The organism is Roseinatronobacter thiooxidans (assembly GCF_001870675.1).
Taxonomy (GTDB): Bacteria; Pseudomonadota; Alphaproteobacteria; order Rhodobacterales; family Rhodobacteraceae; genus Roseinatronobacter; species Roseinatronobacter thiooxidans.
The window spans coordinates 60,785-86,085 of sequence record NZ_MEHT01000005.1 but is presented as its reverse complement, the minus strand read 5'-3'; the positions used below and the strand labels follow the sequence as shown (position 1 = coordinate 86,085).

Below are 25,301 nucleotides of genomic sequence, written 5' to 3'. Positions count from 1 at the left end.
TCTTGTTGTAATGTCACTTTCAACGGATACGATAAAACGGTTAGACTGTTTCAACGCAGTGTTGGGAATTATGCCAAATTCCTGTGCAGTTCCGCTGGAAAGGGGCCGTCATGTCCTATCTCGAATCCTTGCGCGTGTTCGTGCGTGTAAGCGAGTTGGGGTCGATCACCGCAGGCGGGCGCGATTTGCGCCTGACGCCCGCAGTGGCCAGCAAGCGGATCAAGGAATTGGAGGGGCGTCTGGGCGTGCGCCTGTTCAACCGCACCACCCGCAAACTGACCCAAACCGAGATCGGCCGCGATTTCTATGAACATGCGCGCCGCGTCATTACCGCGCTGGAAGATGCAGAGGCGGCAGTCTCTGGTCTGTCGGGGCATTTGCGCGGCACCATCCGCGTGGCCGCGCCCTTGGGTGTCGGGCGCAGCCTGATTGCGCCGCTGGCCCATCGCTTCGGGCAGGATTACCCCGAAATCCGCATCAATCTGCGGCTGTCCGACAAGCGGGTGGATATTCTGGAAGACCAGATCGATATGGCCTTCATGCTGGGGGATTTGCCCGAATCCAGCCTGAAGCAACGCAAGATCATGGATGCGCCAAGGGTCATTGCCGCCAGCCCCGAATATCTGGCACGTTGTGGCACGCCGCATATGCCAGAAGAGTTGAAGGCCCATGAATGCCTGTTGCTGCGCTATCCCCGCTCGCCCGAGTATTTCTGGACCGTGCGAACCGGCGAGGGGGCGTTGCGGCTGGATCTGGCAGGCCGGCTGGATTGCGATGATGCCAGTGTCCTGATCGCTTGGGCCGTGGCGGGTGCGGGCATTGTCAACCGGCCCGTGTTCGAGTTGGCGGCGCATCTGCATTCTGGCGCGCTAGTGGCCTTGTTGCCCGATACGCCCCCGCTGCCTGCGACATTCGCCTGCCTTTATCCACACAGACGCCAGCAAGACCCGAAAATCAGGCTTTTTGCAGATTACATGGTGCGGGCGTGCAAGGGGGCCTTGTCGAAAGGGGCAGTTGCCTTGCCGGGGGCCGTCGCCACCGCGCGCTAAGCTTCAGGGGCGCGTTGGAGGATGCGGGCGCAGGGTGCCGCATGCGGCACCCGTCAGGTCAGGCAATGCCGTAATGGCGGTGCGCATCCGCGCAGGAGATCAGCTTGCCGCGTGCTTCATCCCACAGGTGCAGTTTGACCGTAGACAGGCTTTCCGCAATGGTCAGGCGCTGCGCCTCGGCCAGTTCGGGGTAGTCGCGGATCACTTCGGGCAGGCGGTAGAAGGGAATGCGCGAATACAGGTGATGGACATGGTGAATGCCGATATTGCCCGACAGCCAGCGCAGCGGTTGGGGCAGCACATAATGCGAACTGCCCTCTAATGCGGCGTCATGCAACTGCCACTCGTCGCCCTTGGACCAATGCGTTTGTTCAAACTGGTGCTGGACATAGAACAGCCACACACCAATCGTGGCCGCAATCACGGATGTGGGCAGGAAGACCAGCAGCACAGGCAACAGCCCGCCAAACCAGATAATTAGCCCCAGCGCGATGCCGATCATGGCATTGGTGCCCATGGCAGATGTCCAGTATCGCCAGCCTGCATTCATCAGCCCCATGGGCAGACGGTTTTGCAAGATGAACAGATAGCTTGGCCCCAGTACGAACAGCACCACAGGGTGCCGGTATAGCCGGTACATGAACCGCCCGAAAGGCGTGCGCGCGCGATACTCCTCGACCGTCAGGGTGGTGACATCGCCAATGCCCCGTTGGTCCAGATCGCCATGATGGGCATGGTGAATCGCATGGGTGCGCCGCCATACTGCATAGGGTGTCAACGTCAGCACCCCAAGAATGCGCCCGACCCAGTCTTGTGCGGTGCGGTTCTTTAGGAAAGAGCCATGCCCGCAATCATGCTGGATGATGAAGATGCGCACCAGAAATGTGCCGTTCAGCACCGCCAGCGCCAGCGCCAGCCATGGGCTGATGGACAGCGCCATCCATGCAAGCGCCCAAAGCGCGAAAAACGGCACAAGGGTCGCGGCCAGTTCAAACAGGCTGCGATGTGTCGCTGGCTCGCGGTAGCGGGCCAGAGTACTAAGCCAGGTACGCGCAGTGCGGGGGGGCAATGTGTTGTCGAGCATCAGAGCCTGTCAGTCGAGGCCGGAATTATCCGGCGGGTTTCGCCTTGCCTTGGCAGGAAGCCACAAAGCGGTCGACCTATTCCAGCCCCGAAGGATTATGCGGTATCCCGCAGCATTTCAATAACATTGATCAGGTCTTTCGGGCAGGATCGAACAATTCCGTGTCAATTCAATCCAAGGGGTCGTGCTGGCGCGGGAATGCAAGCAAGTTTTCGCGCCCATACCCAGCAAATAGCGGGGTATGGGCGCGTTTCGCGGGGTGCTGCGCCCCCTGCCGGTGCAAGATGCGCATAATGTCACATGTAGCGGTTTACCAGGTTTTCCAACCGTTCCTGCTGGCCAGAGCGCGGCATCGGGGTCAGGGCGCGGTTCACGACATCGGCTGCGATCTGGTCCAGATCGCTGCGCAGCATGGTTTGCGCCTGTGGTGTGTCCCAGCCTGCATAGCGCGCGGCGCGCGCGGCTTCCAGCTTGCCACCTTCCAGCATGGCGGCGGCGGCTTTCAGCCCGCGGGCACAGACATCCATTGCGCCTGCATGGGCAAGGATAAGGTCTTGGGCATCCAGCGACTGGCGGCGCAGCTTGGCGTCGAAATTGGTGCCGCCCGTGGTAAAGCCGCCTGCGCGCAGGATTTCGTAATAGGCCATTGCCACTTCGGGCACGTTATTGGGGAATTGGTCGGTGTCCCAGCCGGACTGGTAGTCATTGCGGTTCATGTCGATTGACCCGAAAATCCCAAGGCTGGAGGCCAGCGCGATTTCATGCTCGAAACTGTGGCCTGCCAGAATGGCATGGCCCTGCTCGATATTGACCTTTACTTCCTTCTCCAGCCCGAAGCGCTGCAAGAACCCGAACACGGTCGCCACATCATAGTCATACTGGTGCTTGGTGGGTTCTTGCGGTTTGGGTTCGATCAGGATTGCGCCCTTGAAGCCGATCTTGTGCTTATATTCCACCACCATCGACAGGAAGCGGCCCATATGGTCCAATTCCTTGCTCAGGTCGGTGTTCAGCAGCGTCTCATACCCTTCGCGCCCGCCCCATAGAACGTAGTTTTCACCCTGTAGGCGGTGGGTCGCATCCATGCAGGTTTTGACCGTCGCCGCCGAGAAGGCAAACACATCGGGGTCAGGGTTGGTGGCCGCACCCGCCATAAAGCGGCGATGGCTGAACAGATTGGCCGTGCCCCAAAGCAGCTTTGGCCCGCCTGCTTCCATCTTGGCGGCGAAATACTCGGTCATTTCTTCCAGATTGCGGGTATTCTCGGCGAAACTCTCGCCCTCGGGGCGCATATCGGCATCGTGAAAGCAGAAATAGGGCGCATTCAGGATGCGGAACATGTCAAACGCCACATCTGCTTTCAGTTTGGCATGCGCCATCGTGTCGCCAAACCAAGGGCGCTGGAATGTCTGCCCGCCGAACGGGTCACCGCCGGGCCATGCGAAATTATGCCAGTAGCATACGGCAAAGCGCAGATGGTCTTCCATCCGGCGGCCCAGCACGATTTCATCGGGGTTATAATGGCGAAAGGCAAAATCAGTGTCGCTGTCAGCGCCCTGATAGGTCAGTTGCGGGATGCCTGCGAAAAATTCGGTCATGTCAGTTCCTTGATTGCCTGTTGTGCCGCGCGAAAGCGGGCGTAGCTGTCTGCGAATGCCGCGCCAAGGCGGGGGTCGGGGGTGAATTCGCGCGCGATGGGGGGCAGGGGCATGGCCTGTGCGCCCGCCCCGGTTGCGGCCATCAGGCCCAAGCGTGCCGCCCCTAGGGCTGCGCTGTTATCGCTGGCCTGTGGCACAGAAACCGGCAGGTCCAGCGCTGTGGCCAGCGCCCCAAGCCAATAGTCCGAGCGCGCGCCGCCGCCTGCGGCGATCAATGTGTCCAGCCGTGTGCCTGTTGCGGCAAGTGCCTGCTGGCAATCCTTCAGGGCAAAGACCACGCCTTCCAGCACGGCGCGGGTTGCGGCGTCGCGGTCGGTGGCATGGTCCAGCCCGATGAAAGCGCCGCGAATGGCGGCGTCGTTCAGTGGCGTACGCTCGCCACCCAGATAGGGCAGGAACAGGGCGCGGCCGGGGGCTTGCAATGCGCCTAAATTGGCGGTCAACTCTGCCGCACTTGCCCCTGCAATGCCGGAAAACCAGTTCAGCGCATCGGTCGCGGCCAGAATGACCCCCATCTGGTGCCATGTCTGCGGCAGCGCGTGGCAAAAGCTATGCACTGCCGTTTCGGGTGCGGGCGCATAGCGGTCAGTGGCCGCGAACAACACACCAGAGGTGCCAAGGCTGACAAAGCCCTGCCCGCCGCGCGCCACACCAAGCCCGATGGCCGTAGCCGCGTTATCACCCGCGCCGCCTGCAACGGGAATGCCGCTGGTCAGACCGAACTCGGAAGCTAAGGCAGCGCGCAACCCGCCGGAAGGCGAAGAGCCTTCGACCAGTGCGGGCATTTGGTCGCGTGTCAAACCAGTTGCGGCCAGCAGGTCATCCGACCAGTCGCGCGCGCCCACATCCAGCCAGCTTGTGCCTGCCGCATCCGACATTTCGGCCACATGCGCGCCGGTCAGCCACAGGCGCAAATAGTCCTTGGGCAAAAGCACCTTGGCCACACGGGCAAACAGGGCGGGTTCTTCTTGCGCCATCCAGACCAGTTTGGGCGCGGTGAAGCCCGGAAAGACGATATTGCCGCTGATCGCGCGAAAGCGCGGGTCGGCATCCAGCTGTGCGGCCTGCGCGCTGGCGCGGGTGTCATTCCACAGAATGCAGGGGCGCAAGACCTGATCGGCGGCATCCAGCACGGTTGCCCCATGCATCTGGCCCGACAGCCCGATCCCCGCAATCGCGGCCATGTCGATCTGGCCTGCCAGATCGCGCAACACCGACATGGCGGCGCGTATCCATTCGGCCGGGTCTTGTTCTGACCAGCCGGGATGGGGGCGCGCCACAGATAGCGGCGCGCTGGCCTGCGCCACCACGCGGCCCGCCGCATCAATCACCAGCCCTTTCAGGCCAGAGGTGCCCAGATCAAGCCCAAGATACATTATGCGGCCTTCTCTGCCTTCTTGCCCATGATGATCATGGACAGGATGTCATCCTCGGTCACATCCTCGACCCGTTCGGTGCCCACAAGCTGGCCGTTTTTCATGACACTGACGCGGTCACACAGCGCCATCATTTCGCGCGTGTCATGGCTGATCAGGAAAATGCCCAAGCCCTGCGCCTTCAATTCCATGATCAGGTCAGCCACCATCTTGGTTTCATGCACGCCCAAGGCGGCGGTGGGTTCGTCCATGATCAATATACGCGCGTTGAAATAGACCGCGCGCGCAATCGCCACCGACTGGCGTTGCCCGCCTGACAGCGCGCTGACAGGTTCGGCCACTTTCTTGAAATTGGGGTTCAGCCGCGCCATGATCTTGCGCGTCTCGGATTCCATGCGGCTGTCATCCAGAAACCCGAACATGGTGCGCAATTCGCGCCCCAGAAACAGGTTGGCGGGCGCGGGCAGGTTGTCGGCCAGCGCAAGCGTCTGGTGGATCGTCTCGATATTCTGGGCGCGGGCGTCGCGGGGGCTGTTGATGGTGACTTTCTTGCCATCAATCAGAATTTCCCCACTATCGGCGCGGTACGCACCCGAGAGGATTTTGATCAGGGTGGATTTACCGGCCCCGTTATGGCCCAGCAGCCCCACCACCTCGCCCGGATACAGGTCGATGGACACATCATCTACCGCCTGCACGCCGCCAAAAGCTATCGAGATATTGCGCATTTCCACAAGTGGTTGCATCGGTTAACCCTTTCCTGTGCGGCGGCGGTAGATGATGTCGATCAGCACGGCCAGAACCAGCACGCTGCCCACGACGATATTTTGCAGCGGCGCATCGACGCCCACCATCGCCATGCCCGATTGCAGCGATTGCATGATCAGCGCGCCAAGGATTGCGCCATAAATGGTGCCGATCCCGCCTGCCAGCGCTGTGCCGCCAATCACAGCGGCAGCGATGACGCGCAATTCATCCAGCGTGCCGATGTCGTTGGAATGGTTGGTCAGACGGGCCGAGGCCACGACCGCTGAAATCGCACAGAGCACGCCCATGATCGCAAACACCTTGACGGTCAGCATGCGCGTGTTGATGCCCGACAGCTCTGCCGCTTGGGGGTTGCCACCCGCGGCAAAGATATACCGCCCCAGCCGCGTCTTGCGTGCGACAACCGTCATGACAACGGCCACGATAATCAGCAACAGCACCGAGATGGGCAGGCCATAGGCTGCAGTGTAGCCTTCGGGCATAACCTCGCCACGCGCCTCGAACTCGCGGCGCAGACGGGCTGCGGGCACTTCGTAGGAATTCAGGATCGCAATGAACCCCATGATCGCGGCGGCAATGATCGCGCCCAGCGTGATTTCAGCCCAGACAGGTTTCACGGGGAAGTCATGGCGGATCTTGTCGCGCCGTTTCGCCCAAAGCGCGCCCATCGCGGCCAGCGTGGCAACAATGCCGATCACCCATGACCAGAATTCACCCAAGGTGCCATTGATGCCGCCAAACATCTGGAATGTCGGGTCCAGCGGGCCGATGGTTTGCCCATTGGTCAGATACCACCCCGCATTGCGCCAGACCAGCAAGCCGCCCAGCGTGACAATGAAAGCCGGAATCAGCAGATAGCCCGTCAAGTAGCCCTGAAACGCCCCGATCAGCCCGCCCGTCACCAGCCCTGCGGCAATCGCCAGCCACGGGATCAGCGGGTGGCCCAGCGGCAGGCCCAGCAGTTGCGGCAGCCACGCGGTTTGCATCATTGCCATCACAGCAGAGCATGTGGCCAGCAGCGCGCCCACCGACAGGTCAATATGGCGGGTGACAATGACAAACACCATGCCGGTTGCCATGATCGCCACGCTGACAGTCTGGATTGTCAGGTTGAAGATATTGCGCGGGGTCAGGAAGCGGCCATCGGTCAGCACGTTGAAAACGACTGTCACCAGAATGAAAGCGCCGATCATGCCCAGAAGGCGGGTGTCCAGTTCCAGCGTGTCCATAAGTTTCGCGCGCGGGGCTGGTTTGGCCTTCGCGGCGGCGGGGCTGGTCGAAGTGTTTTGGGTGCTCATATGTTCCGTCCTGTCAGGGAACCGGCGCCGCGCGCCACAGTCACGCACGGGCAAGAGAGGGGCGGCACAGGGCCGCCCCTTCGGAGAAGGTGCAGATCAGGTCAGTTGCACGGCGCGGGGCCGTCACTGACACCCTGACATAGCGCTTCCTGACTGATCCAGCCTGCATCGACAACAAGGCTCAGGTTGTCGCGCGTGACCGGCACAGGTTCCAGAAACATGGAAACCATTTCTGTTCCTGCGGGCGAGGTCCACATCTCGACCCCTTCAATATCGGCCATTGCGGTGCCGCCTGCCAGTTGCACGGCGATTTCAGCGGCGTTGCGGCCCAGATCGCGCGCATCTTTCCACACCGATACAGTTTGCGTGCCAAGTGCGATGCGGTTCAGCGCGGCATGGTCGCCATCCTGACCAGAGACGGGAATCCCCTCCATGCCCTGCGCGGTCAGCGCGGCCACGGCACCGCCTGCTGTGCCATCATTCGAGGCAACGACTGCGTCTACCATATTGTCCTGCGCGGTCAGGATCTGTTCCATATTGCGCTGGGCATTGGCGGGCAGCCATGCATCGGTATACGCCTCGCCCACAATGGTGATGTCGCCTGCATCAATCGCGGCCTGCAACACTTCTTGCTGGCCGCCGCGCAGGAAATCCGCGTTCGGGTCGGTGGGCGAGCCTTTGATCATGACATAATTGCCGCTTGGGGCCTGTTCCAGCACAGCGCGCGCCTGCATGCGCCCGACTTCGACATTGTCGAAGGTCAGATAAAAGGCGCGGTTGTCTTCGATCAGGCGGTCATAGGCGATGACGGGAATCCCCTCATCCGCGGCGGCCTGAACCGCGGGGCCAATGGCGGCGGCATCCTGTGCCAGAACGATCAGCGCATCGACACCCTGCGCGATCAGGCTTTCAATGTCGGACAGTTGCTTGGAAGACGAGGATTGCGCATCCGCAGACACATAAGTTGCGCCTGCCGCGTCAAGTGCGGCGCGAATCGCGGCCTCATCCGTCTGCCAGCGTTCTTCCTGAAAGTTTGACCAGCTGACGCCGATGGTCAGCGAATCTGCCCAAGCGGCAGAGCTGAAGCCGATGGTCGCGGCCACGGCCGCGGTAAGTAGCTTGTTCATGTGTTCCTCCCTGAACGAAATCAGGCCCGATTTATTTTTGGCCAGACGCGTAAATCATGCCATATAAATTTCGGCTGTCAAATTAAATTTATGGATTTACTGGGGAATGATTGCCGAAACAGGCATGCGATAAGGTTTTTTCTTGCGTGACCCCAGATATTCTGGCTTATTTTGTTCAGAGCGCGAATTTAAACTTGGTGGGGAGGCCGGGTCATGCTTGCGACAGGCTTAGGCGGCACAGAATCGGGGTATGGGGGCACGCTTGCGGGCTGTGGCCCGCTGCTGAGCAATGTGGCCCCTGTTGCGCGCCCCTTGCGCCTTGTCCTGTTTGACCATGTGCGCGCCCAAGGCAGCACCACCCGCGCCGAGATGGGGCGCGCGCTGGGTGTCAGCGCGGCGTCGGTCAGTGCAGTGACAAGTGATCTGATTGCAGATGGTTTCTTGCGCGAAAGCCCTGTGGCCGATCTGGACAATCCGCGCATCGGGCGCGGGCGGCCCCCTGTGGAATTGCAGGTTGCGGCGGAAGCGCATTATGTCATTGGCATGAAGCTGGGCGATCTGCGCCATACAGCCGTGCTGAGTGATTTTGCAGGCCGCCGCATTGCCGAGGCCAGCATGCCCACCCGCCCCAACCGCAAATGCGCCGCCATCCTGATCGCCGAGGCGCGCGCGCTGATGCACAAGTTGCTGGCCGCCCAAGGCATGGCGTCGCGCGATATCAGCTGTGTGGGCGTTGGCATGGCAGGGATGGTGGATTTCGCCACTGGCAGTGTGGCATGGTCGCCGATGCTGGATGCCCCCTCAACCGCGCTGCGCGGGCAGTTTGAAACGGCCTTTGGCGTGCCGACATGGCTGGACAATGACGCCAACCTGCTGACACTGGCCGAATTGTGGTTCGGCGGCGGGCGCAGCAAATCCGATTTCGCAGTGGTAACGATTGAACATGGCGTTGGTATGGGGCTGGTGCTGTTCAACCAGCTCTATCGCGGCGCGCGCGGGGTTGGTATGGAACTGGGCCATACCAAGGTGCAACTGGATGGTGCTTTGTGCCGTTGCGGCAAACGCGGCTGTCTGGAAGCCTATGTCGCCGATTATGCGCTGGCGCGCGAGGCTGCGACCGCGCTGGACCAGCATGAAAGCCTGTCTGAAAGCCCGCTTGCGCTGCTGGAGGCGCTGTTTGCCGAAGCGCGTGGCGGCAACGAGGCTGCCTTGTCAATCTTTCGCCGCGCGGGGCGCTATCTGGCGCTGGGCCTGTCGAATGTGGCGCAGCTGTTCGACCCGGAGGTGATTATCCTGTCGGGTGGGCGAATGCAGTATGACTACCTCTATGCGCGCGAGGTGCTAAGCGAGATGCAGGCCATGACGCTGACCGGCGCACGCCCGCCCGCGCGGGTGGAAATTCATTCATGGGGCGATCTGGTCTGGGCGCAGGGGGCGGTGGCGCTGGCACTTGGCGCGCTGACAGAGCAACTCTTGGGTCATGCGGCCACGCGGGGCAGCGCGGCATGAAGGCTGCATGTCTGGCGCTGCTGCTGGGGGCCGCGCCCGTGGCGGCGCAGGTGCCAATGTTCGAAGATATGGGCCATAACTTCCCCGAACACCATTACGCGGGCGGATGGCAGCATTTTGTGGGCGGCGGCGTGGCCGTGCTGGATTGCAGCGATAATGGCCTGCCCGATCTGTTTCTGGCTGGCGGCGAAGGCCCGTCGCTTTTGCTGCGCAACCAAGGCGATATGCAGTTTGCACCCGAAGATGTGCCGCTTACCGGCGTGACCGGCGCTTACCCGCTGGATGTGGATGGCGATGGCGTGCTGGATCTGTTCGTGCTGCGCGTGGGGCCGAATGTGGTGCTGCGCGGCTTGGGTGATTGCGCGTTCGAGGATGCGACAGAAGCGCTGGGCATTGATGCGGGGCAGGGCTGGTCTACGGCCTTTACTGCGTGGTGGGATGAAGGGCAGGCGCGCCCCACCTTGTTCGTGGGCAATTATGTAGACCTTGAAAACCCCGATGGCCCGTTTTTCGCCTGTGACGACAACCAGATTTTGCGCCCCATAGGGCAGGGCTATGCCTCTTCCCCGATGACGCCGGGGTTCTGCCCGCTCTCGGCCCTTGCGGCGCGCGATGCGCGGGGGCGCAAGACGTTGCGTCTGTCGAATGACCGCCACTACTATGTGCGCGGCGGCTATGAGCAGATGTGGGATATTGCGGATGCGCGTTATCTTGGCCCGCAAGATGGCTGGCAGGAACAGATGCTGTGGGGCATGGGCATTGCCAGCCGCGACATTACCGGCAACGGGCTGGCAGATGTCTATCTGACCTCAATGGCCGATCAACTTCTGCAACTGGCGCAGGAAGATGGCACCTATCGCAGCGCACCGTTCGAGATGGGCCATACCGCCCACCGCCCCTTTCAGGGCGATGATGGCCGCCCGTCAACGGGCTGGCACGCGCAATGGGGGGATGTGACAAATAACGGGCGGGCGGATTTGTTCGTCGCCAAGGGAAATGTGGACCAGATGCCCGATCTGGCCATGTCAGACCCCAACAACCTGCTGTTGCAAGGCACAGATGGGCGGTTTACAGAAGCCGCGCATCTGGCGGGGGTGGCTGACCCTGCGCGCTCGCGCGGGGCGGCGCTGGTTGATCTGACGGGCGACGGGCGGCTGGATCTGGTGGTGGTCAACCGCCGCGCGCCCGCGCGGTTTTACCGCAATGTGACCGAAGATATAGGCAACTGGCTGGCGGTCGAATTGCGCATGGAGGGGGGCAGCAACCGCTTCGCCATTGGCGCGCGCGTCCATGTCGAGACTGCGCAGGGCGCGCAATGGCAAGAGCTGTCCGTGGGCGGTGGCCATGCGGGCGGGCAGGCGGGGCCGCTGCATTTCGGGCTGGGGCAGGCCACGCACGCGGTGATTGCGGTGGACTGGCCAGATGGCCAGACAAGCCGCGTCGAGATTGACAGGTTGAACCAGCGGGTTGTGCTGACACCAGACGGCTGACCGACGGGCGCGCGCCACCCGACACATAGTTTTTGTGACTTTAGCTTCAGCTTACAGGGCGGGGTTTTGGTGGGTCGGCTGTGCGGGACTTTGCGGATGCTGGCTTTTCTGGTGCAAAGCTGCGCAGCGGCGATCGGCGCTGTGGGTTATAGCACTTTGTGCCAGCCAAATCCGCGAAAGATCAGCGCTTTGTGCGTAGCCAAGCCAAATCGCCGTGCCGTGGGTGCGGCACTTTGGGGCGCGGCGGGCCTGCGGCCCTCGATTCCGCGCAGGGTATATCTGAAAAGCCCTCGTAGCCGTCATAGTCACACAGATCAGATGTCCTGCACCCGACCTTGCCCCGCCAAACCAGAGTGACGCCGCGTCTTGCGTGACATGGGCGCATGGGGGCGCGTATCTCTGTCCCTGACCGCTGAGGAGGAACCCATGACGCATTACCCCCATCTGCTTGCCCCGCTGGATCTGGGCTTTACCACGCTTAAAAACCGCGTGCTGATGGGGTCCATGCATACAGGGCTGGAAGAACGCGGAGACTGGTCCCGTGTGGCGGAATATTACGCTGCGCGTGCGCGGGGGGGGGTGGCGCTGATGGTCACCGGCGGCATGGCCCCCAACCCAGAGGGCGGCGTCTTTCCCGGTGCGGCGGGTCTTTACACTGCGCAGGATATTATCAACCACCGCCTTGTCACTGACCGCGTCCATGCCGAAGGGGGCAAGATTGCCATGCAGATATTGCATGCAGGCCGCTATGCCTATGGCCCCGATTGCGTGGCCCCCTCGGCGCTGAAATCGCCCATCTCGCCCTTCAAGCCCCGCGCGCTGGATGCGGAAGGTATCGAGAAGCAGATCGCAGATATTGTCACCGCCGCATCTCGCGCGCGCGACGCGGGCTATGACGGGGTCGAGATTATGGGGTCGGAGGGGTATTTCATCAACCAGTTCCTGTGCGCGGCCACCAACCAGCGCGACGATGACTGGGGTGGAAGTTATGACAACCGCATGCGCTTGGCCGTCGAGATTGTCGCGCGTGTGCGCGCGGCCCTTGGGCCGGACTCGATCCTGATCTATCGCATCTCGTTGATTGACCTTGTGCCACAGGGCCAAAGCTTTGACGAAGTCACCCGCCTTGCACAGGCGATTGAGGGCGCAGGCGCAACTATCCTGAACACCGGCATCGGATGGCACGAAGCGCGCGTGCCCACTATTGCCACCTCGGTGCCGCGCGCGGCATGGGCGTGGGTCACGCAAAAGCTGATGGGCAAGGTGGGTATTCCATTGGTCACCTCTAACCGGATCAACACGCCCGATGTGGCGGAAACCCTGCTGGCAGGGGGCGCGGCCGACATGGTGTCGATGGCCCGCCCGTTTCTGGCCGACCCCGATTTCGTGGCCAAGGCCGCATCGGGCCGCGCGGCCCAGATCGCGCCCTGCATCGCGTGCAATCAGGCCTGTCTGGACCATACCTTTCAGGGCAAGGTCTCGTCCTGTCTGGTCAACCCGCGCGCCTGCCATGAAACCGAACTGCGCTATAACCCCGCCGCCATGCGCAAATCCATCGCTGTGGTCGGCGCTGGCCCTGCGGGGCTGATGGCCGCGCTGGTTGCGGACCAGCGCGGCCATGACGTGACCTTGTTCGAGGGGGAGGGGCAGATTGGCGGGCAGCTGAACATGGCGCGCATGATCCCCGGCAAGGAAGAGTTTCACGGTCTGGTGCAGTGGTATGAGGGGGAAGTCGCCCGCTCGCGCATCAAGCTCCGCCTGAACACCCGCGCCATCGCGCAAGACCTTGCAGGCTTTGACGAGGTGATCATCGCCACAGGCGTCACCCCCCGCGACCCGCACATCAAAGGGCAGGATGCGCCACATGTGCTGCGCTATAGTGATGTGTTGAAAGGCAAGGCCAATGTGGGCGCGCGCGTGGTTGTGGTGGGCGCGGGCGGGATCGGCTTTGATGTGTCGGAATATCTGGTGCATGAGGGCGAGAGTGCCACCGAAAACCTGCATCTGTGGCAGCGCGAATGGGGGGTCACGGACCCTGCCAATGCGCCGGGGGGGCTTGCGCCCGATGGGCCACAGCCCGAACGCCCTGCGCGCCAAGTTACACTGGTGCAACGCAAAACCGGCAAACCGGGCAAGGGTTTGGGTAAAACGACAGGCTGGATTCACCGCGCGGGTCTTGCCGCGAAAGGGGTGCGCATGATCGGCGGGCTGGACTACCGCGCAATCACGCGCGAGGGGCTGTTGGTGCTGCGCGACGGGCAGGAAGAGTTGCTGGAAGCCGACACGATTGTTCTATGCACAGGCCAGGACCCGTTGCGCGAACTGGCTGACGCATTGGCGGGCGCGGGCAGGCCGGTCCATGTGATCGGGGGCGCGGATGTCGCCGCCGAACTGGACGCGAAACGCGCCATTGATCAAGCCGCGCGACTGGCGGCAACGCTTTAAGCGCGCCCCATATGGCCCACCCGCCCACCCCCGCGCCGCGTTCCGCGCCGCTTGCCATATGGGGCGCGCGGCGCGCGGCATCTGGATGGCGCGCCCCCCCCTCACATCGCACCTGCCCGCCACGCAAGGTCGCATTTGCACTCTGTCACGTCGCGCGCGCCTGATCTTATGCGCGCCAGATTTGTCATGACAGGCCAAGCCGCAACCCAGCCGGAGTCCTGCCAATGAAAACCCATGTCAAAGCGCTTGTTGTTGGCGGGGGTGCCGTCGGTGCCTCAATCGCCTATCATCTGGCCAAAGCCGGTTGGGACACGCTGCTTTTGGAACGCGACGAGCTGACCTCTGGCTCGACCTGGCATGCTGCTGGTCTGTTGCCTCTGTTCAACATGGGCTATGCGACCAGCCATATTCACGATTACAGTGTGAAGTTTTACAAAACGCTGGAAGCGGAAACCGGCCTGAATGCGGGCTTCTATGTTGTGGGCAATCTGCGCATGGCGCAGACGCAGGCGCGCATGGATGAATATATGCTCTATGCCTCGACCGCCGAGTCGGTGGGTATTCCTTTTGAGTGGATGACCCCTGCCCAGATCAAGGACCGCTGGCCCTTGGTGCGCACCGAAGATCTGGTCGGCGCGCTGTATCACCCCACAGATGGCTACATCAACCCCGCTGACGTGACCCAAGCCATGGCCAAGGGCGCGCGCCAGCATGGTGCTGAAATCCTGCGCCGCGTGCAGGTGGATGGCTACCGCTGGACAGGCAGCGAATGGGTCGTGTCCTGCACCAGAATGGTGGAGAAGGGCGGCAATCTGGTGCCCTCCGAGGAGAGATTCGAGATCACCGCAGAACATGTCGTTACCGCCACAGGCAATCATGCCCAGCGCACGGCGCGGCTATTGGGCATTAAAATTCCGGCCATTCCGGTGGAACACCAATATATCGTCACCGAACCTGACCCGATGTTGGTGGAATACCGCAAAAACCACCCCGAACACCCTGTTCTGCGCGATGCCGATGCCAAATGGTATGTCCGCGAAGAACGCGGCGGCTGGATTCTTGGCCCCTATGAACGGGGTGCGCCTGCGTGCTTTGAATATGACGTGCCGCAATCCTTCCGCGCCGATCTGTTCCCGCTCGATCTGGACCGGATCGAGGAAGAATACATGTCCATGATCCACCGGATTCCGTCTTCGGAAACTGTGGGGCTGAAGGATGATTACAACGGCCCCATCTGCTACACCCCCGATGGCAATCCGCTGGTCGGCCCTGCACCGGGCCTGCGCAACATGTGGCTGGCCGAAGGGTTCAGCTTTGGCATTACTGCCGCCGGGGGCACTGGCCATTATCTGGCGCAGATGATGGTGCAGGGCGAGGCTGAAATCGACATGGCATCGCTGGACCCCAAGCGTTTTGGCGACTGGATCACCACAGACTATAGCGCGCGCAAGAATGAAGAAGCCTATGAGCATGTCTTCATTCTGCATCACCCGGATGAAGAACGCGAAGCCTGCCGCCCTCTGCGTACAGCCCCCTGCTATGACCGGATGAAGGCACAAGGCGCGCAGTTCGGCTGCGTCAACGGGTTCGAGCGGCCCAATTACTTCGCGCCCGCAGGGTTTGACGATCACGCATCGCGCAGCTTCCGCCGTGGCGGCTGGTGGCAATATGCGGTGGATGAGGCGCGCGCCATCCGCGAAGGCGTGGGCATGATCGATGCCACAGCCTTTACCAAACATCTGGTGCGTGGCCCCGGTGCAACGGCGTTTCTGGACTGGTTCACCTGCAACAAATTGCCCAAGGTGGGCCGGATCAACCTGACCTATGCGCTGACCGCAAATGGCACAGTGCGCACCGAATACACCATCGTGCGGCTGGCCGAGAATGAATATTACCTGATTTCGGCAGGCGCATGGAGCGCCTATGACGGCGACTATCTGCGCAAGACGGCAGAAGACAAGCTGGCCGATTTCGGCTGGATCGACATTCACGATGTGACCACGCAATGGGGTGTCTTTGCGGTGGCTGGCCCCAAATCGCGCGATCTGCTGGGCAAGCTGGTCAAAGATGCAGACCCCGCAACTGTGCTGTCGAACAAACGCTTCCCGTGGCTGTCGATGCGCAATATCGAATTGGGCATGTGCCCAGTGCGCGCAGTGCGCGTGGCCTATACCGGCGAATTGGGTTGGGAATTGCACCACCCTATCGAGATGCAGAATTACCTGTTCGACCAGCTTATGGCCGCAGGCGAGGAGGTGGGGTTGAAGCTGGTGGGCGCACGGGCGCAGAACTGGCTGCGGCAGGAAAAAAGCTACCGCGCATTCGGCAATGAATTGGGCCGCGATGCAACCCCTCTGGAAGCGGATTTGCCGCGCTTTGTCGATATGGGCAAGGCGTTCCATGGCAAACCCGCGATGGAGCAAACCGGCATTCGCGCGAAATGCTGCACCCTGCTGATTGACGGGCCAGCGGATGCCGACCCTTGGGGCCGCGAAGCGCTGTATGAGGGTGACACGAAAGTGGGGCGCCTGACATCGGGGGGCTATTCGGTGGCGTTCGGAAAATCCATCGGCATGGGCTATGTCCGCCCAGAACTGGCGGTTGAGGGGACACGCCTGAAGGTGCGCATGCTCGACCAACTCTGGGATGCCACAGTCACCTGTGACAGCCCCTATGACCCTGCAAACGCCACGATCCGCAAGGATGGCTGAAGCGCACGGATAGCGTGGCTTGCGGGCTGGCCCCCTCTGATGCGTGACGTCTTTGGGTTATTGGGGCTTGCCCGCCTCCACCACATTGACAGAGGTGCCCCACCCCGCGCAGGCGGTTGCCAGCAGGTTTGGCAAAGGGGCATCGGTATAAAAGCGGTCAATCTGCGCAAGCGAGCCGATGCGCGCAGGTGCCCGACGCCGGAATTTGGACTGGTCCGCAACTAGGAAACTGCGTCTGGCCTGTTTCAGAATGGTCTGGCTGACGCCCACTTCCTGAATGTCGTAATCCAGCATATCGCCATCGTCATCCAGCGCTGAACAGCTGATAACCGCCATGTCGAATTTGAACTGTTGAATGGCCTGCGTGGTCACTGTGCCCACCAAACCGCCATCGACCCTGCGCAACAGCCCCCCCACCACAATGATTTCACAATTCGGGTTATCGACCAGAATATTGGCCACATTCAGATTGTTGGTCAGCACCATGATATCCCGATGCCCCAACAGCGCGCGCGCCAGCGCTTCGGTGGTCGTGCCGATATTGAGGAACAGCGAACACCCGTTGGGAATGTCGCGCGCGCAGCTTTGCGCGATGGCGGCCTTGGCGGCCTCGTTCAGGTCGCGCCGGTCCTGATAGCCGATATTGGCAACGGTTGACGGCAGGATCGCGCCGCCATGAACGCGCTGCAATTTGCCCTGCTCTGCCAGATCGCCCAGATCGCGGCGGATTGTTTGCATGGTGACGTCAAAATGTGCGGCCAACCCCTCGACGGTGACGCGTCCGTCGCGGCGCGCGATGATCTGGATATCGCGCAGTCGTTCGGCCTGAGACATGAAGACGATCCTTGATCCGGGTCTGACAATTCGCAGCTTGCGCAGACATGCGCGCCCCGCCAGTTCTACAAATTGCGATGCGTGTTTCAACCCCAGCTTTCAGGGCCGCAATCAAGACGCGTGCGAAATACCGGCAGCAGGGGAACGGGCGCGCGACACTGCGGCGCGGGTGACAGGCTCGCCGCGCATCAACGCCTTGCGCAGTTTTTTCACGCGGTCCGCGTGCAAGCTTGCGCCGCAATCGGCGCAGGCACTGCGCAACAGCGCCAACTGGTGGCGGTGAATGCCAGGGCCGATCACGCAAGACACTGTCAGCAGGTTCAGCACGCGCGCCTGCCCGTCTGCGTCCAGTTCAGGCAGGTGATGGCGCAAGGCGTCCCAGTCCAGCGAGATATCCTCTCGGTGGTCCAGCGCATGGCGCAAACGGCTGATCAGATAAATCTGATTGGGGTGCGCATCGCGCCCGCGTGTCAGCATCTCGCCCGCGGCATGCAGGATTACCCGTTTCTCGGTGGCGTCCAAACCCTGTGCAGTGTCGAAATGTTCTGACATCAGGGTGTCCACGGCGAAGGGCCCCAGCGTGCGCATCTGTGCCTCTGACATAATGCGCCCGATGATATAGGCGTTCCAGACTGCATAAAGCGGGCCTGCAAATAGCGGAACCATGCCGCGAATGGCCATACGCGCGGCAACCCTGCGCAAAAATACCCGCAAAATAAAACTGCTGACCCCCACCTTCAGCTTATAGGCGATGTTCAGCGCTGTCAGCTTCCAGTTTGCCACATAGGCATAGGGGTCGATCCCGTAAATCGTGACCTGCGGGCTGGGAAATTCCAGCGCGGCGCGCGCAAGGCTGTGCGAGAAGAGCGCGTGCCCCCCGTCCTGCGACAGTGCAAGGCCGGAATGGCGGGTGATGCGCGCAATGCCCCCCAGCGCCAGCGCATAGAGAAGCGCAATCTCAATCGCGCTGATGACACCGACAAAAGCATAGAAGCCCGCCCAATAGGGCCAGGTGTCGCGCCAGCCAAGATCATCCATGCCATCGAAAAGGCTGTACCGCATCCAGATCTCCGCCCCCCCGATGATCCCGCCCGAGAGGATACCCGCCAGCGCGGACAAGCCGATGCTCCATCGGGTGATGCGGCGGATTTTTTGCACACGCTGCGCTGTGGGATGTTCCGGCGTGCTGTCATCTGCGCCATGCCGCGCCAGATAGGCGGCAAATTTGCGCTCCAGCAGGTTCGGTTCTGGCGAGTAGATATCAGCCGCAGGCATTGTCACCTCTCATCTGTCGCCGCGCGCGCGGCTGTCATGTGACTTTCTCGCCCAGCGTATGTTCGACCCACAGTTTTTGCACAGCAACCATTCCCACGATGGTCAGCGGTGCGGCCAGGATCAGGCCCACCACCCCGAACACAAGGCTCAGCAGCACCTGCACTGCAATCAAAAGCGCGGGCGCAAGGTTGACGGCCTTATGCTGGATCAAGGGCACCAGAATATTGCCCTCGATATTCTGGATGAGGATATAGCCTGCCAGCACGATAAGGCCGGTCTGCGTGCCTTCGGCAAAACCCACTGCAACAATCGGCACTGTTGCGATCAGCGGGCCAAGGAACGGGATGAAGGTCAGCAGCGCTGTCAGCACGCCCAGCGCCAACCACAGCTCGATCCCAAGCACCAGCAGCCCCAGCCCGACACTTACCCCCAGCAGCAGCATTGACACAAGCTGGCCCAGAAACCACCAGCGCAGCGCATGCGCCAGCGCCGACAGCGTGTCTTGCGCAACCGGGCGCGTGTCAGGGGGGACAAGACGCACCGCACCCCCCCGATAGAGCGGCGGGTTGGCGGCAAGGAAAAGCGTCAGCACGATCAGGATGATAAAGCTGGTGACAGCCCCTGCTGCCGATAACCCGAAGGTCATGGCATGGCCTGCCATATCCCCTGCGGCGCCCGCCAGATCGCCCTCTTCGCCGCTCATATCCTCCATCAGGGCGAAAGCGCCCAACTCCTCCAGCCAGTCTTGCGCGCGTGCGACAAAATCCATGACCGCCTCGCCAAGATCCTGAAACTGCCGCACAAGCCGCGCCGCCGAGACGCCCAGCGTGGTGAGGAACAGTGCAGCGATTGCGACCACGATCGCCACCAGCGCCCAACCGCGCGACAGCGGCAGCCGCCGCGCCATTTCGCGCGCCAGACCGTCCAGCCCGACCGCAAGCAGCACCGCTGCAAATACCAGCAGCAGCACTTCGGCCAGCAGATAGCCCAGCAAAAGCAGGCCCGCTGTCAGAAGAATGGTGTTTGTCTGAACAATACGCCCTGAGTCCATGCGTCTGGGTCTCCCTGTGGCACGGATCAGCGCCTGCATTCAGAAAGCAACGTTTCAGCCGCCAACCCGTTCCCCAAAGGCCCAAATCAAGCCCCAAAGCATGGGGCGCTGTGCCGCCGAGAGGCCCCGCAACAGGTGCGGGGCTTGCGTTGTTTTACCTGCCACCCGCAGATACCCGACCCCTTTGCCGCCCCGACACCGCTGCGTTTTGCTGGTGTCGCTGTCTGGGGTGTTGTGCACACCGGATGCGCGTCGCGCGGTGACCCCGGACCTGCTCCGGGGTCTCTGGCTTTGCACGAGTCGAGTGTGCAGGGGCGAAACAGAACTCTCGCATTTCGCGCCATGCAAGCTTTCATGTCTGCCCTGCACAAAGCTTTCGATTAAATATTCCCATATCGATGCAACATAACAAGACAAATTCCTTATAGTTTTTGACATATGGCAATTATATGGGAAATTATCCTAATATGCGGGTGTAGTGTAGGGAGTCGCACCATGCAGCATTTTCCGGTTTTTCTTGATCTTGCCCAAGCGCATGTCGTCATTGGCGGTGGCGGGGAGATGGCCTTGGCCAAGCTGCGCCTGCTGCTGAAGACTGAAGCGAAGATAACTGTCTGCGCCCCTGACATCTTGCCCGAGATCAGAGCGCTTTGCCCGCAGGTCACGCTGGTGCAGCGCCCTGTGCTGGCCTGTGATCTGGGCAATGCGCGGCTGGTTTATGCCACAACCGGCAATATGGGCGAAGATGCCCGGATTGCGCGGCTGGGGCGCGCGGCGGGCGCGCTGGTCAATATCGTCGATAATCTGCAAGAGAGCGATTTCATCACCCCTGCCATTGTGGACCGTGATCCGGTGGTCGTGGCGATCGGCACCGAAGGGGCGGCCCCTGTCCTTGCCCGCAAGATCAAGGCGCAGCTGGAAGACAGCCTTCCGCCTTCGCTGGGTGTGCTTGCGCGGATCGGGAAATCATTTCGCAAAATGGCCGAGGCTTTGCCCCAAGGGCCGCGCCGTCGTGCGTTCTGGGCAGAGTATTATGACGCGAAAGGCCCGCGCGCGCTGCACGCGCATGGCGAGGGCGGCGTTGCGCGGGCGCTGGATGAGTTGCTGGCGCGCCACCTTTGCGCGCCTGTCGCGCAGGGGCATGTCGATTTTGTCAGCGCAGGGCCGGGTGATCCCGAATTGATGACCCTCAAGGCGCGCAAGCTGCTGGACCGCGCCGATGTCGTGATCCATGACCGTCTGGTGACGCCTGAAATTCTGGAACTCGCACGGCGCGAGGCAGTGATTATTTCTGTTGGCAAGGAAGGATTCGGGCCATCTACCGCACAAGACGCGATTCATGCGCTGATGCTCACACATGCCCGGCGCGGCGCGCATGTGGTGCGGCTGAAAGGGGGCGATGCGTCGGTTTTCGGGCGGCTTGATGAAGAAACCGCCGCGTTGGATGGGGCAGGCATTCCGTGGCAGGTGGTGCCGGGGGTGACTGCGGCCTCCAGTGCCGCGGCAAGTATTGGCCAGAGCCTGACCTCGCGCGGGCGCAACCATGCGCTGCGGCTGGTCACAGCGCATGACATGCATGGGTTTGCAGATCAGGACTGGCAAGGGCTGGCCGCACAGGGTGCGGTGACGGCGCTGTATATGGGCAAGCGCGCGGCGCGGTTTGTGCAGGGGCGGCTGCTGATGCATGGCGCTGCCGCTGACATGCCGGTGACGCTGGTTGAAAATGCCTCGCGCGCCGGTCAAAGGGTTGTGGGGGCAACGCTGGCCACATTGCCACAATCAGCCGCGCGCCTTGACGGGCCTGCCGTGATCTTGCTGGGGCTGGCGCCAAGGCAGGGGCAGCAAGCCCTGTCCTTGCAGGAGGTCGCCCAATGAGCCGCGCGTTCCTGCCCTCGGTTCTGACCGCGAATGATCTTTTTGAAGGTGATGTCGTGTATCTGACTGCCTCAGGCCACTGGTCGCGCGCGCATGGCGATGCGCTGCTGTTTCAAGACGCGGCGGCAGCGGGGGAAGCGCTGGCCGCCGCCCAAGCCCAGCCAGCCCGGCTTGTCGGCCCCTATCTGGCCCCCGCGCAGTCCGGCCCCCAAGGCCCAAGGCCTGTCCATTTCCGCGAGGGGTTTCGCGCGCGCGGCCCGTCCAACTACCGGTATGGCAAGCAGGCACAGGGCATGTGTCGCCCCTGACACCGCGCCCTGCACATGCCCCAAAGCCACAAGGATTGCCCGCCATGTATGCCTATTCCACCTTTGACCACCAATTTCTGAAAACCCGCAACGCCCAGTTTCGCGCACAGGTGGAGCGGCGCATTTCCGGTGCCCTGACAGAAGATGAATTCAAGCCATTGCGCCTGATGAACGGGCTGTATCTGCAACTGCATGCCTATATGCTGCGCGTGGCGATCCCCTATGGCACCTTGCACAGTGCGCAGATGCGCCAGCTTGCCGAGATTGCCGAGCGGTGGGACAAGGGCTATGGCCATTTCACCACGCGCCAGAACATCCAGTTCAACTGGCCGCGTCTGCGCGACGTACCCGATATGCTGGACGCTTTGGCCGAGGTGGGAATGCACGCGATCCAGACTTCGGGCAATTGCGTGCGCAACGTGACAGCCGATCATTTCGCAGGTGCTGCGGCAGATGAAATTGCCGACCCGCGCCCTGTGGCAGAACTGTTGCGCCAATGGTCGACCGATCACCCCGAATTCCAGTTCCTGCCGCGCAAGTTCAAGATTGCCATCACCGGCAGCCCCAATGACCGCGCGGTGACCCGCGCGCATGATATTGGCCTGCGCATGGTCACGCGTGACGGCGCGCAGGGCTATGAGGTGATCATCGGCGGCGGTCTGGGGCGCACGCCGGTTATCGGCAAAGTGCTGGCAGAGTTCTTGCCGCAAGATGATCTGCTGCCCTATATCGAAGCGATCCTCAGCACCTATAACAGCTTCGGGCGACGCGATAACAAATACAAGGCGCGCATCAAGATCATGGTAAACGAACTGGGTCTGGACGAGGTGCGCGCCCGTGTTGACAGCCGGTTCAAGACGCTGCGCGCCGAATGGGGCGGGGCAGACCAAGCCGTTTTGCATGATCTGCGCGCAGCCTTCGCGCCGCCTGCCTTTCGCAGCGCGCCAACTGCCGCATATGACGCCGCCTATGCGTATGATCCGGTGTTCCGTTCGTTTGCCGATACCAATCTGGCGGCGCATCGCCACCCCGATTACGCCATCGTCACGATCAGCCTGAAAGCGCATGGCGCAACGCCCGGTGACGCGACTGCCGCGCAGATGCGCGTCATGGCGGATCTGGCGGCGGAATTTGGTCATGATGAATTGCGCATCAGCCATGAACAGAATGTCATTCTGCCGCATGTGCATAAATCCGACCTGCCACGCGTGCATGCCACCCTGCAAGCGGCGGGGCTGGCCACGGCCAATATCGGCCTGATCTCGGACATCATTGCCTGCCCGGGCATGGATTACTGCGCTTTGGCGACCGCCCGATCCATCCCTGTGGCGCAGGACATCGCGCAGGCTTTCCGCGCGCGGGAACTGGATATTGGCGCGATGAAGATCAAGATTTCAGGCTGCATCAATGCCTGCGGGCATCACCATGTGGGCCATATCGGCATTCTGGGGCTGGACCGTGCAGGGGTGGAAAACTACCAGATCACGCTGGGCGGCGACGGCACCGAAACCGCCGCGCTGGGCGAGCGGGCTGGGCCGGGTTTCGCCTATGACCAGATCATCCCGGCCATCGACCGGCTGGTGACGGCCTATCTGGCATTGCGCGAGGGGGCAGAGGAAAGTTTCATCGACACCTTCCGCCGGCTTGGCCCCAAGCCGTTCAAGGATGCGTTATATCAGACAGGAGGGCGCGCAGATGCTGCCTGATCCGCATGACCATGTCGCAGCGCTTCTGGCGCAACACAGCGCGGTTCCGGCGCAAGAGTTCCTTCGCGCAGGGCTGGCCACGGTGCGGCGCGTGGCGATGGTGTCCTCCTTCGGGGCCGATTCCGCAGTGCTGCTGCATATGGTTGCCCAGATAGACCGCGCCTTGCCGGTGCTGTTTATCGACACGCTTGCGCTGTTTCCTGAAACAGTCGCCTATCAGCGCGCATTGGCGGCGCATCTGGGGCTAAGCAATATCCAGACCCTGACGCCGGATCGTTCCGCCCTGTTCGCCCGCGACCCTGATGGGTTGTTGTACCGCAGCGACACGGAAACCTGCTGCCAGTTGCGCAAATCCGACCCGCTGACCCGCGCGCTGGCGGGCTATGATGGCTGGATCACAGGGCGCAAGCGTCATCAGGCGGACACGCGCGCCTTGCTTCAGCGCGCCGAGGTGGAACCGGAAACCGGCCGCATTCGCCTGAACCCGCTGGCCGAGTGGGACGCGGGCGCGGTTGGCGCATATCTGGACGCGCATGATCTGCCGCGCCATCCGCTGGTTGCGCAGGGCTACCCCTCGATCGGGTGCGCGCCTTGCACCACGCGGGTGAATACAGGCGAAGACCCGCGCGCGGGGCGGTGGCGGGGAACAAATAAGACCGAATGCGGTATTCATTTTACAGGGGGCGTGCCGACCCCCGACAGACAGGAGGATGCAGCATGAGTGTGATTGTCACAGATAGCGGCTTTGCGCCAGATGACTGGCGCGCAGGCTTTACCCCGCTGGAAGCGTTTGACGCAGACCCGGACGAGCGCCCGCTCGCGCTGGACCTGCCGTCAGATATCGCGCCCGAAACGTTAGAGGGGCGATTGCAAGGAATTGCATTCATCCGCATTGATTTTCCTGCCTTTTCAGACGGGCGCGGTTTCAGCGTTGCGCGGCAATTGCGCCGGATGGGCTTTGCGGGCCGTTTGCGCGCGCGCGGGCATGTGATCTCGGACCAATACGCGATGGCGCGGCGCTCGGGCTTTGATGAGGTCGAAATCTCGGATGCTTTGGCAGAGCGGCAACCGGCCGCGGAATGGCTCTCTCGCGCGAATTGGGCAGAGCCGCATTACCAGTCGCGCCTGCGCGAGGGGGGCGTGCCCTCGCGCAGGGCAGGGTGACGCCCAAAACCCATAGCCCCACGCCTGTTGTGCCAGCCTTTGCGCAATGCGGGCAGGTCAGGGTGGGGGCGGCACCGGCCTTGAACGGCGCTATTGCAGGCTGATCACCTTGGCGCGGCAGGCCATGCGATATCGGCCAGAGTGCTGTGATCGAGATGCGCCAGAAACGCGGCCTCGGCCCCGGCCAGTTCTGCGCGCAATCGGCACCCCGGCAAAAGGGTGCAGCGCTTGTCCGTCGGATCGAAGCACTGCACCAGCGCCTGCCCCGCCTCCAGCACGCGCACAATGCGCCCAAGCGTAAGCTGCGCAGGGTCACACGCCAATTGCGCCCCACCCCCACCGCCGCGCCGTGTTGTCACAATCCCGGCTGCGGATAATTGCTGGATGATCTTTGTCAGATGGTGGCGCGAAATGGCGAATTCCGCAGCCAGTTCGGCTGTAGAGAAGCTGCGGCCCGGCGCACCCGCCATGCGCATCAGCGCACGAAAACCGTAATCGGTGAAAGATGTCAGGCGCATGATTTCCGACTGTTTCAGTTGAATTGGTATTTACAATACTTATTGAGCGCCATAC

At 62.0% G+C, this 25,301-nt stretch carries 20 protein-coding genes; 10 read left to right on the top strand and 10 right to left on the bottom strand.

Features of this window, described 5'->3' with window-relative positions:
- Positions 1-110 precede the first annotated feature (110 nt).
- Positions 111-1,049 carry a LysR family transcriptional regulator gene (locus BG455_RS02570; protein ID WP_071468403.1) on the top strand — a complete coding sequence of 313 codons (939 nt, stop codon included), beginning with the start codon at positions 111-113 and terminating at the stop codon, positions 1,047-1,049.
- A 58-nt stretch (positions 1,050-1,107) separates the two neighbouring features.
- On the opposite strand, the gene BG455_RS02565 is transcribed toward BG455_RS02570, so the two are convergent.
- The 6 genes from BG455_RS02565 to xylF all read right to left on the bottom strand — a co-directional run bounded on the left by BG455_RS02565 (position 1,108) and on the right by xylF (position 8,360).
- Positions 1,108-2,133: a fatty acid desaturase gene (locus tag BG455_RS02565; protein WP_071468402.1), complete on the bottom strand. Its 1,026-nt coding sequence runs from the start codon at positions 2,131-2,133 to the stop codon at positions 1,108-1,110.
- A gap of 296 nt (positions 2,134-2,429) precedes the next feature.
- A complete protein-coding gene (gene xylA / locus BG455_RS02560; RefSeq protein WP_071468401.1) occupies positions 2,430-3,731 on the bottom strand; it encodes a xylose isomerase in 1,302 nt (433 codons plus the stop codon).
- Complete coding sequence (gene xylB, locus BG455_RS02555; RefSeq protein WP_071468400.1) at positions 3,728-5,167, bottom strand: xylulokinase; 1,440 nt, start codon at positions 5,165-5,167, stop codon at positions 3,728-3,730. The genes xylA and xylB overlap by 4 nt, the downstream gene beginning before the upstream one ends.
- Positions 5,167-5,913 carry an ATP-binding cassette domain-containing protein gene (locus BG455_RS02550; RefSeq protein WP_071468399.1) on the bottom strand — a complete coding sequence of 249 codons (747 nt, stop codon included), beginning with the start codon at positions 5,911-5,913 and terminating at the stop codon, positions 5,167-5,169. Before BG455_RS02550 ends, xylB begins: the two co-directional genes overlap by 1 nt.
- Before the next feature lie 3 nt (positions 5,914-5,916).
- Positions 5,917-7,164 carry a sugar ABC transporter permease gene (locus tag BG455_RS02545; protein ID WP_111361296.1) on the bottom strand — a complete coding sequence of 416 codons (1,248 nt, stop codon included), beginning with the start codon at positions 7,162-7,164 and terminating at the stop codon, positions 5,917-5,919.
- A 170-nt stretch (positions 7,165-7,334) separates the two neighbouring features.
- Positions 7,335-8,360 (bottom strand): D-xylose ABC transporter substrate-binding protein, encoded by a 1,026-nt coding sequence (gene xylF / locus BG455_RS02540; RefSeq protein ID WP_071468397.1) that lies wholly within the window; start codon positions 8,358-8,360, stop codon positions 7,335-7,337.
- Positions 8,361-8,573: 213 nt separating this feature from the next.
- On the opposite strand from xylF, the gene BG455_RS02535 reads away from it, so the two are divergent.
- From BG455_RS02535 to BG455_RS02520, 4 genes are all read left to right on the top strand, one after another.
- On the top strand, positions 8,574-9,869 hold the full coding sequence (locus BG455_RS02535) for an ROK family protein (RefSeq protein ID WP_071468396.1): 1,296 nt from the start codon (positions 8,574-8,576) through the stop codon (positions 9,867-9,869).
- A complete protein-coding gene (locus BG455_RS02530; RefSeq protein ID WP_071468395.1) occupies positions 9,866-11,359 on the top strand; it encodes a CRTAC1 family protein in 1,494 nt (497 codons plus the stop codon). Before BG455_RS02535 ends, BG455_RS02530 begins: the two co-directional genes overlap by 4 nt.
- 426 nt (positions 11,360-11,785) lie before the next feature.
- Positions 11,786-13,804 carry an NADPH-dependent 2,4-dienoyl-CoA reductase gene (locus tag BG455_RS02525; protein ID WP_071468479.1) on the top strand — a complete coding sequence of 673 codons (2,019 nt, stop codon included), beginning with the start codon at positions 11,786-11,788 and terminating at the stop codon, positions 13,802-13,804.
- A gap of 224 nt (positions 13,805-14,028) precedes the next feature.
- On the top strand, positions 14,029-16,515 hold the full coding sequence (locus tag BG455_RS02520; RefSeq protein WP_071468394.1) for a GcvT family protein: 2,487 nt from the start codon (positions 14,029-14,031) through the stop codon (positions 16,513-16,515).
- Between the two features lie 57 nt (positions 16,516-16,572).
- Here the strand turns inward: BG455_RS02520 and BG455_RS02515 are convergent, their stop codons facing one another.
- From BG455_RS02515 to BG455_RS02505, 3 genes are all read right to left on the bottom strand, one after another.
- Positions 16,573-17,349, bottom strand: a complete 777-nt coding sequence (locus BG455_RS02515; protein ID WP_071468393.1) for a DeoR/GlpR family DNA-binding transcription regulator — start codon at positions 17,347-17,349, stop codon at positions 16,573-16,575.
- Positions 17,350-17,460: 111 nt separating this feature from the next.
- Positions 17,461-18,624, bottom strand: coding sequence for an LBF_2804 family protein (locus tag BG455_RS02510; RefSeq protein ID WP_071468392.1), 1,164 nt, complete (start codon positions 18,622-18,624; stop codon positions 17,461-17,463).
- A gap of 34 nt (positions 18,625-18,658) precedes the next feature.
- The gene (locus BG455_RS02505) at positions 18,659-19,675 is read right to left on the bottom strand and encodes an AI-2E family transporter (RefSeq protein ID WP_071468391.1); all 1,017 of its coding nucleotides are present in this window, start codon (positions 19,673-19,675) and stop codon (positions 18,659-18,661) included.
- Positions 19,676-20,170: 495 nt separating this feature from the next.
- Between BG455_RS02505 and cysG the strand changes: the two genes are divergently transcribed.
- Genes cysG through BG455_RS02480 form a run of 5 tightly spaced genes read left to right on the top strand, consistent with a single transcriptional unit; the run spans position 20,171 to position 24,728 of the window.
- The gene (gene cysG, locus BG455_RS02500; RefSeq protein ID WP_071468390.1) at positions 20,171-21,550 is read left to right on the top strand and encodes a siroheme synthase CysG; all 1,380 of its coding nucleotides are present in this window, start codon (positions 20,171-20,173) and stop codon (positions 21,548-21,550) included.
- A complete protein-coding gene (locus BG455_RS02495) occupies positions 21,547-21,858 on the top strand; it encodes a DUF2849 domain-containing protein (protein ID WP_071468389.1) in 312 nt (103 codons plus the stop codon). The genes cysG and BG455_RS02495 overlap by 4 nt, the downstream gene beginning before the upstream one ends.
- Positions 21,859-21,902: 44 nt before the next feature.
- Complete coding sequence (locus tag BG455_RS02490) at positions 21,903-23,564, top strand: nitrite/sulfite reductase (protein WP_071468388.1); 1,662 nt, start codon at positions 21,903-21,905, stop codon at positions 23,562-23,564.
- Positions 23,554-24,285: a phosphoadenylyl-sulfate reductase gene (locus tag BG455_RS02485; RefSeq protein WP_071468387.1), complete on the top strand. Its 732-nt coding sequence runs from the start codon at positions 23,554-23,556 to the stop codon at positions 24,283-24,285. Before BG455_RS02490 ends, BG455_RS02485 begins: the two co-directional genes overlap by 11 nt.
- A complete protein-coding gene (locus BG455_RS02480; RefSeq protein ID WP_071468386.1) occupies positions 24,282-24,728 on the top strand; it encodes a DUF934 domain-containing protein in 447 nt (148 codons plus the stop codon). Before BG455_RS02485 ends, BG455_RS02480 begins: the two co-directional genes overlap by 4 nt.
- A 104-nt stretch (positions 24,729-24,832) precedes the next feature.
- Here BG455_RS02480 and BG455_RS02475 read toward each other — a convergent pair whose 3' ends face one another.
- A complete protein-coding gene (locus BG455_RS02475) occupies positions 24,833-25,246 on the bottom strand; it encodes an RrF2 family transcriptional regulator (RefSeq protein ID WP_071468385.1) in 414 nt (137 codons plus the stop codon).
- Positions 25,247-25,301 lie beyond the last annotated feature (55 nt).

Coding starts and splice junctions, on each gene's coding strand:
- BG455_RS02570 (WP_071468403.1), top strand. CDS start 111: ATGTCCTATCTCGAATCCTTGCGCGTGTTCGTGCGTGTAAGCGAGTTG.
- BG455_RS02565 (WP_071468402.1), bottom strand. CDS start 2,133: ATGCTCGACAACACATTGCCCCCCCGCACTGCGCGTACCTGGCTTAGT.
- xylA (WP_071468401.1), bottom strand. CDS start 3,731: ATGACCGAATTTTTCGCAGGCATCCCGCAACTGACCTATCAGGGCGCT.
- xylB (WP_071468400.1), bottom strand. CDS start 5,167: ATGTATCTTGGGCTTGATCTGGGCACCTCTGGCCTGAAAGGGCTGGTG.
- BG455_RS02550 (WP_071468399.1), bottom strand. CDS start 5,913: ATGCAACCACTTGTGGAAATGCGCAATATCTCGATAGCTTTTGGCGGC.
- BG455_RS02545 (WP_111361296.1), bottom strand. CDS start 7,164: ATGGACACGCTGGAACTGGACACCCGCCTTCTGGGCATGATCGGCGCT.
- xylF (WP_071468397.1), bottom strand. CDS start 8,360: ATGAACAAGCTACTTACCGCGGCCGTGGCCGCGACCATCGGCTTCAGC.
- BG455_RS02535 (WP_071468396.1), top strand. CDS start 8,574: ATGCTTGCGACAGGCTTAGGCGGCACAGAATCGGGGTATGGGGGCACG.
- BG455_RS02530 (WP_071468395.1), top strand. CDS start 9,866: ATGAAGGCTGCATGTCTGGCGCTGCTGCTGGGGGCCGCGCCCGTGGCG.
- BG455_RS02525 (WP_071468479.1), top strand. CDS start 11,786: ATGACGCATTACCCCCATCTGCTTGCCCCGCTGGATCTGGGCTTTACC.
- BG455_RS02520 (WP_071468394.1), top strand. CDS start 14,029: ATGAAAACCCATGTCAAAGCGCTTGTTGTTGGCGGGGGTGCCGTCGGT.
- BG455_RS02515 (WP_071468393.1), bottom strand. CDS start 17,349: ATGTCTCAGGCCGAACGACTGCGCGATATCCAGATCATCGCGCGCCGC.
- BG455_RS02510 (WP_071468392.1), bottom strand. CDS start 18,624: ATGCCTGCGGCTGATATCTACTCGCCAGAACCGAACCTGCTGGAGCGC.
- BG455_RS02505 (WP_071468391.1), bottom strand. CDS start 19,675: ATGGACTCAGGGCGTATTGTTCAGACAAACACCATTCTTCTGACAGCG.
- cysG (WP_071468390.1), top strand. CDS start 20,171: ATGCAGCATTTTCCGGTTTTTCTTGATCTTGCCCAAGCGCATGTCGTC.
- BG455_RS02495 (WP_071468389.1), top strand. CDS start 21,547: ATGAGCCGCGCGTTCCTGCCCTCGGTTCTGACCGCGAATGATCTTTTT.
- BG455_RS02490 (WP_071468388.1), top strand. CDS start 21,903: ATGTATGCCTATTCCACCTTTGACCACCAATTTCTGAAAACCCGCAAC.
- BG455_RS02485 (WP_071468387.1), top strand. CDS start 23,554: ATGCTGCCTGATCCGCATGACCATGTCGCAGCGCTTCTGGCGCAACAC.
- BG455_RS02480 (WP_071468386.1), top strand. CDS start 24,282: ATGAGTGTGATTGTCACAGATAGCGGCTTTGCGCCAGATGACTGGCGC.
- BG455_RS02475 (WP_071468385.1), bottom strand. CDS start 25,246: ATGCGCCTGACATCTTTCACCGATTACGGTTTTCGTGCGCTGATGCGC.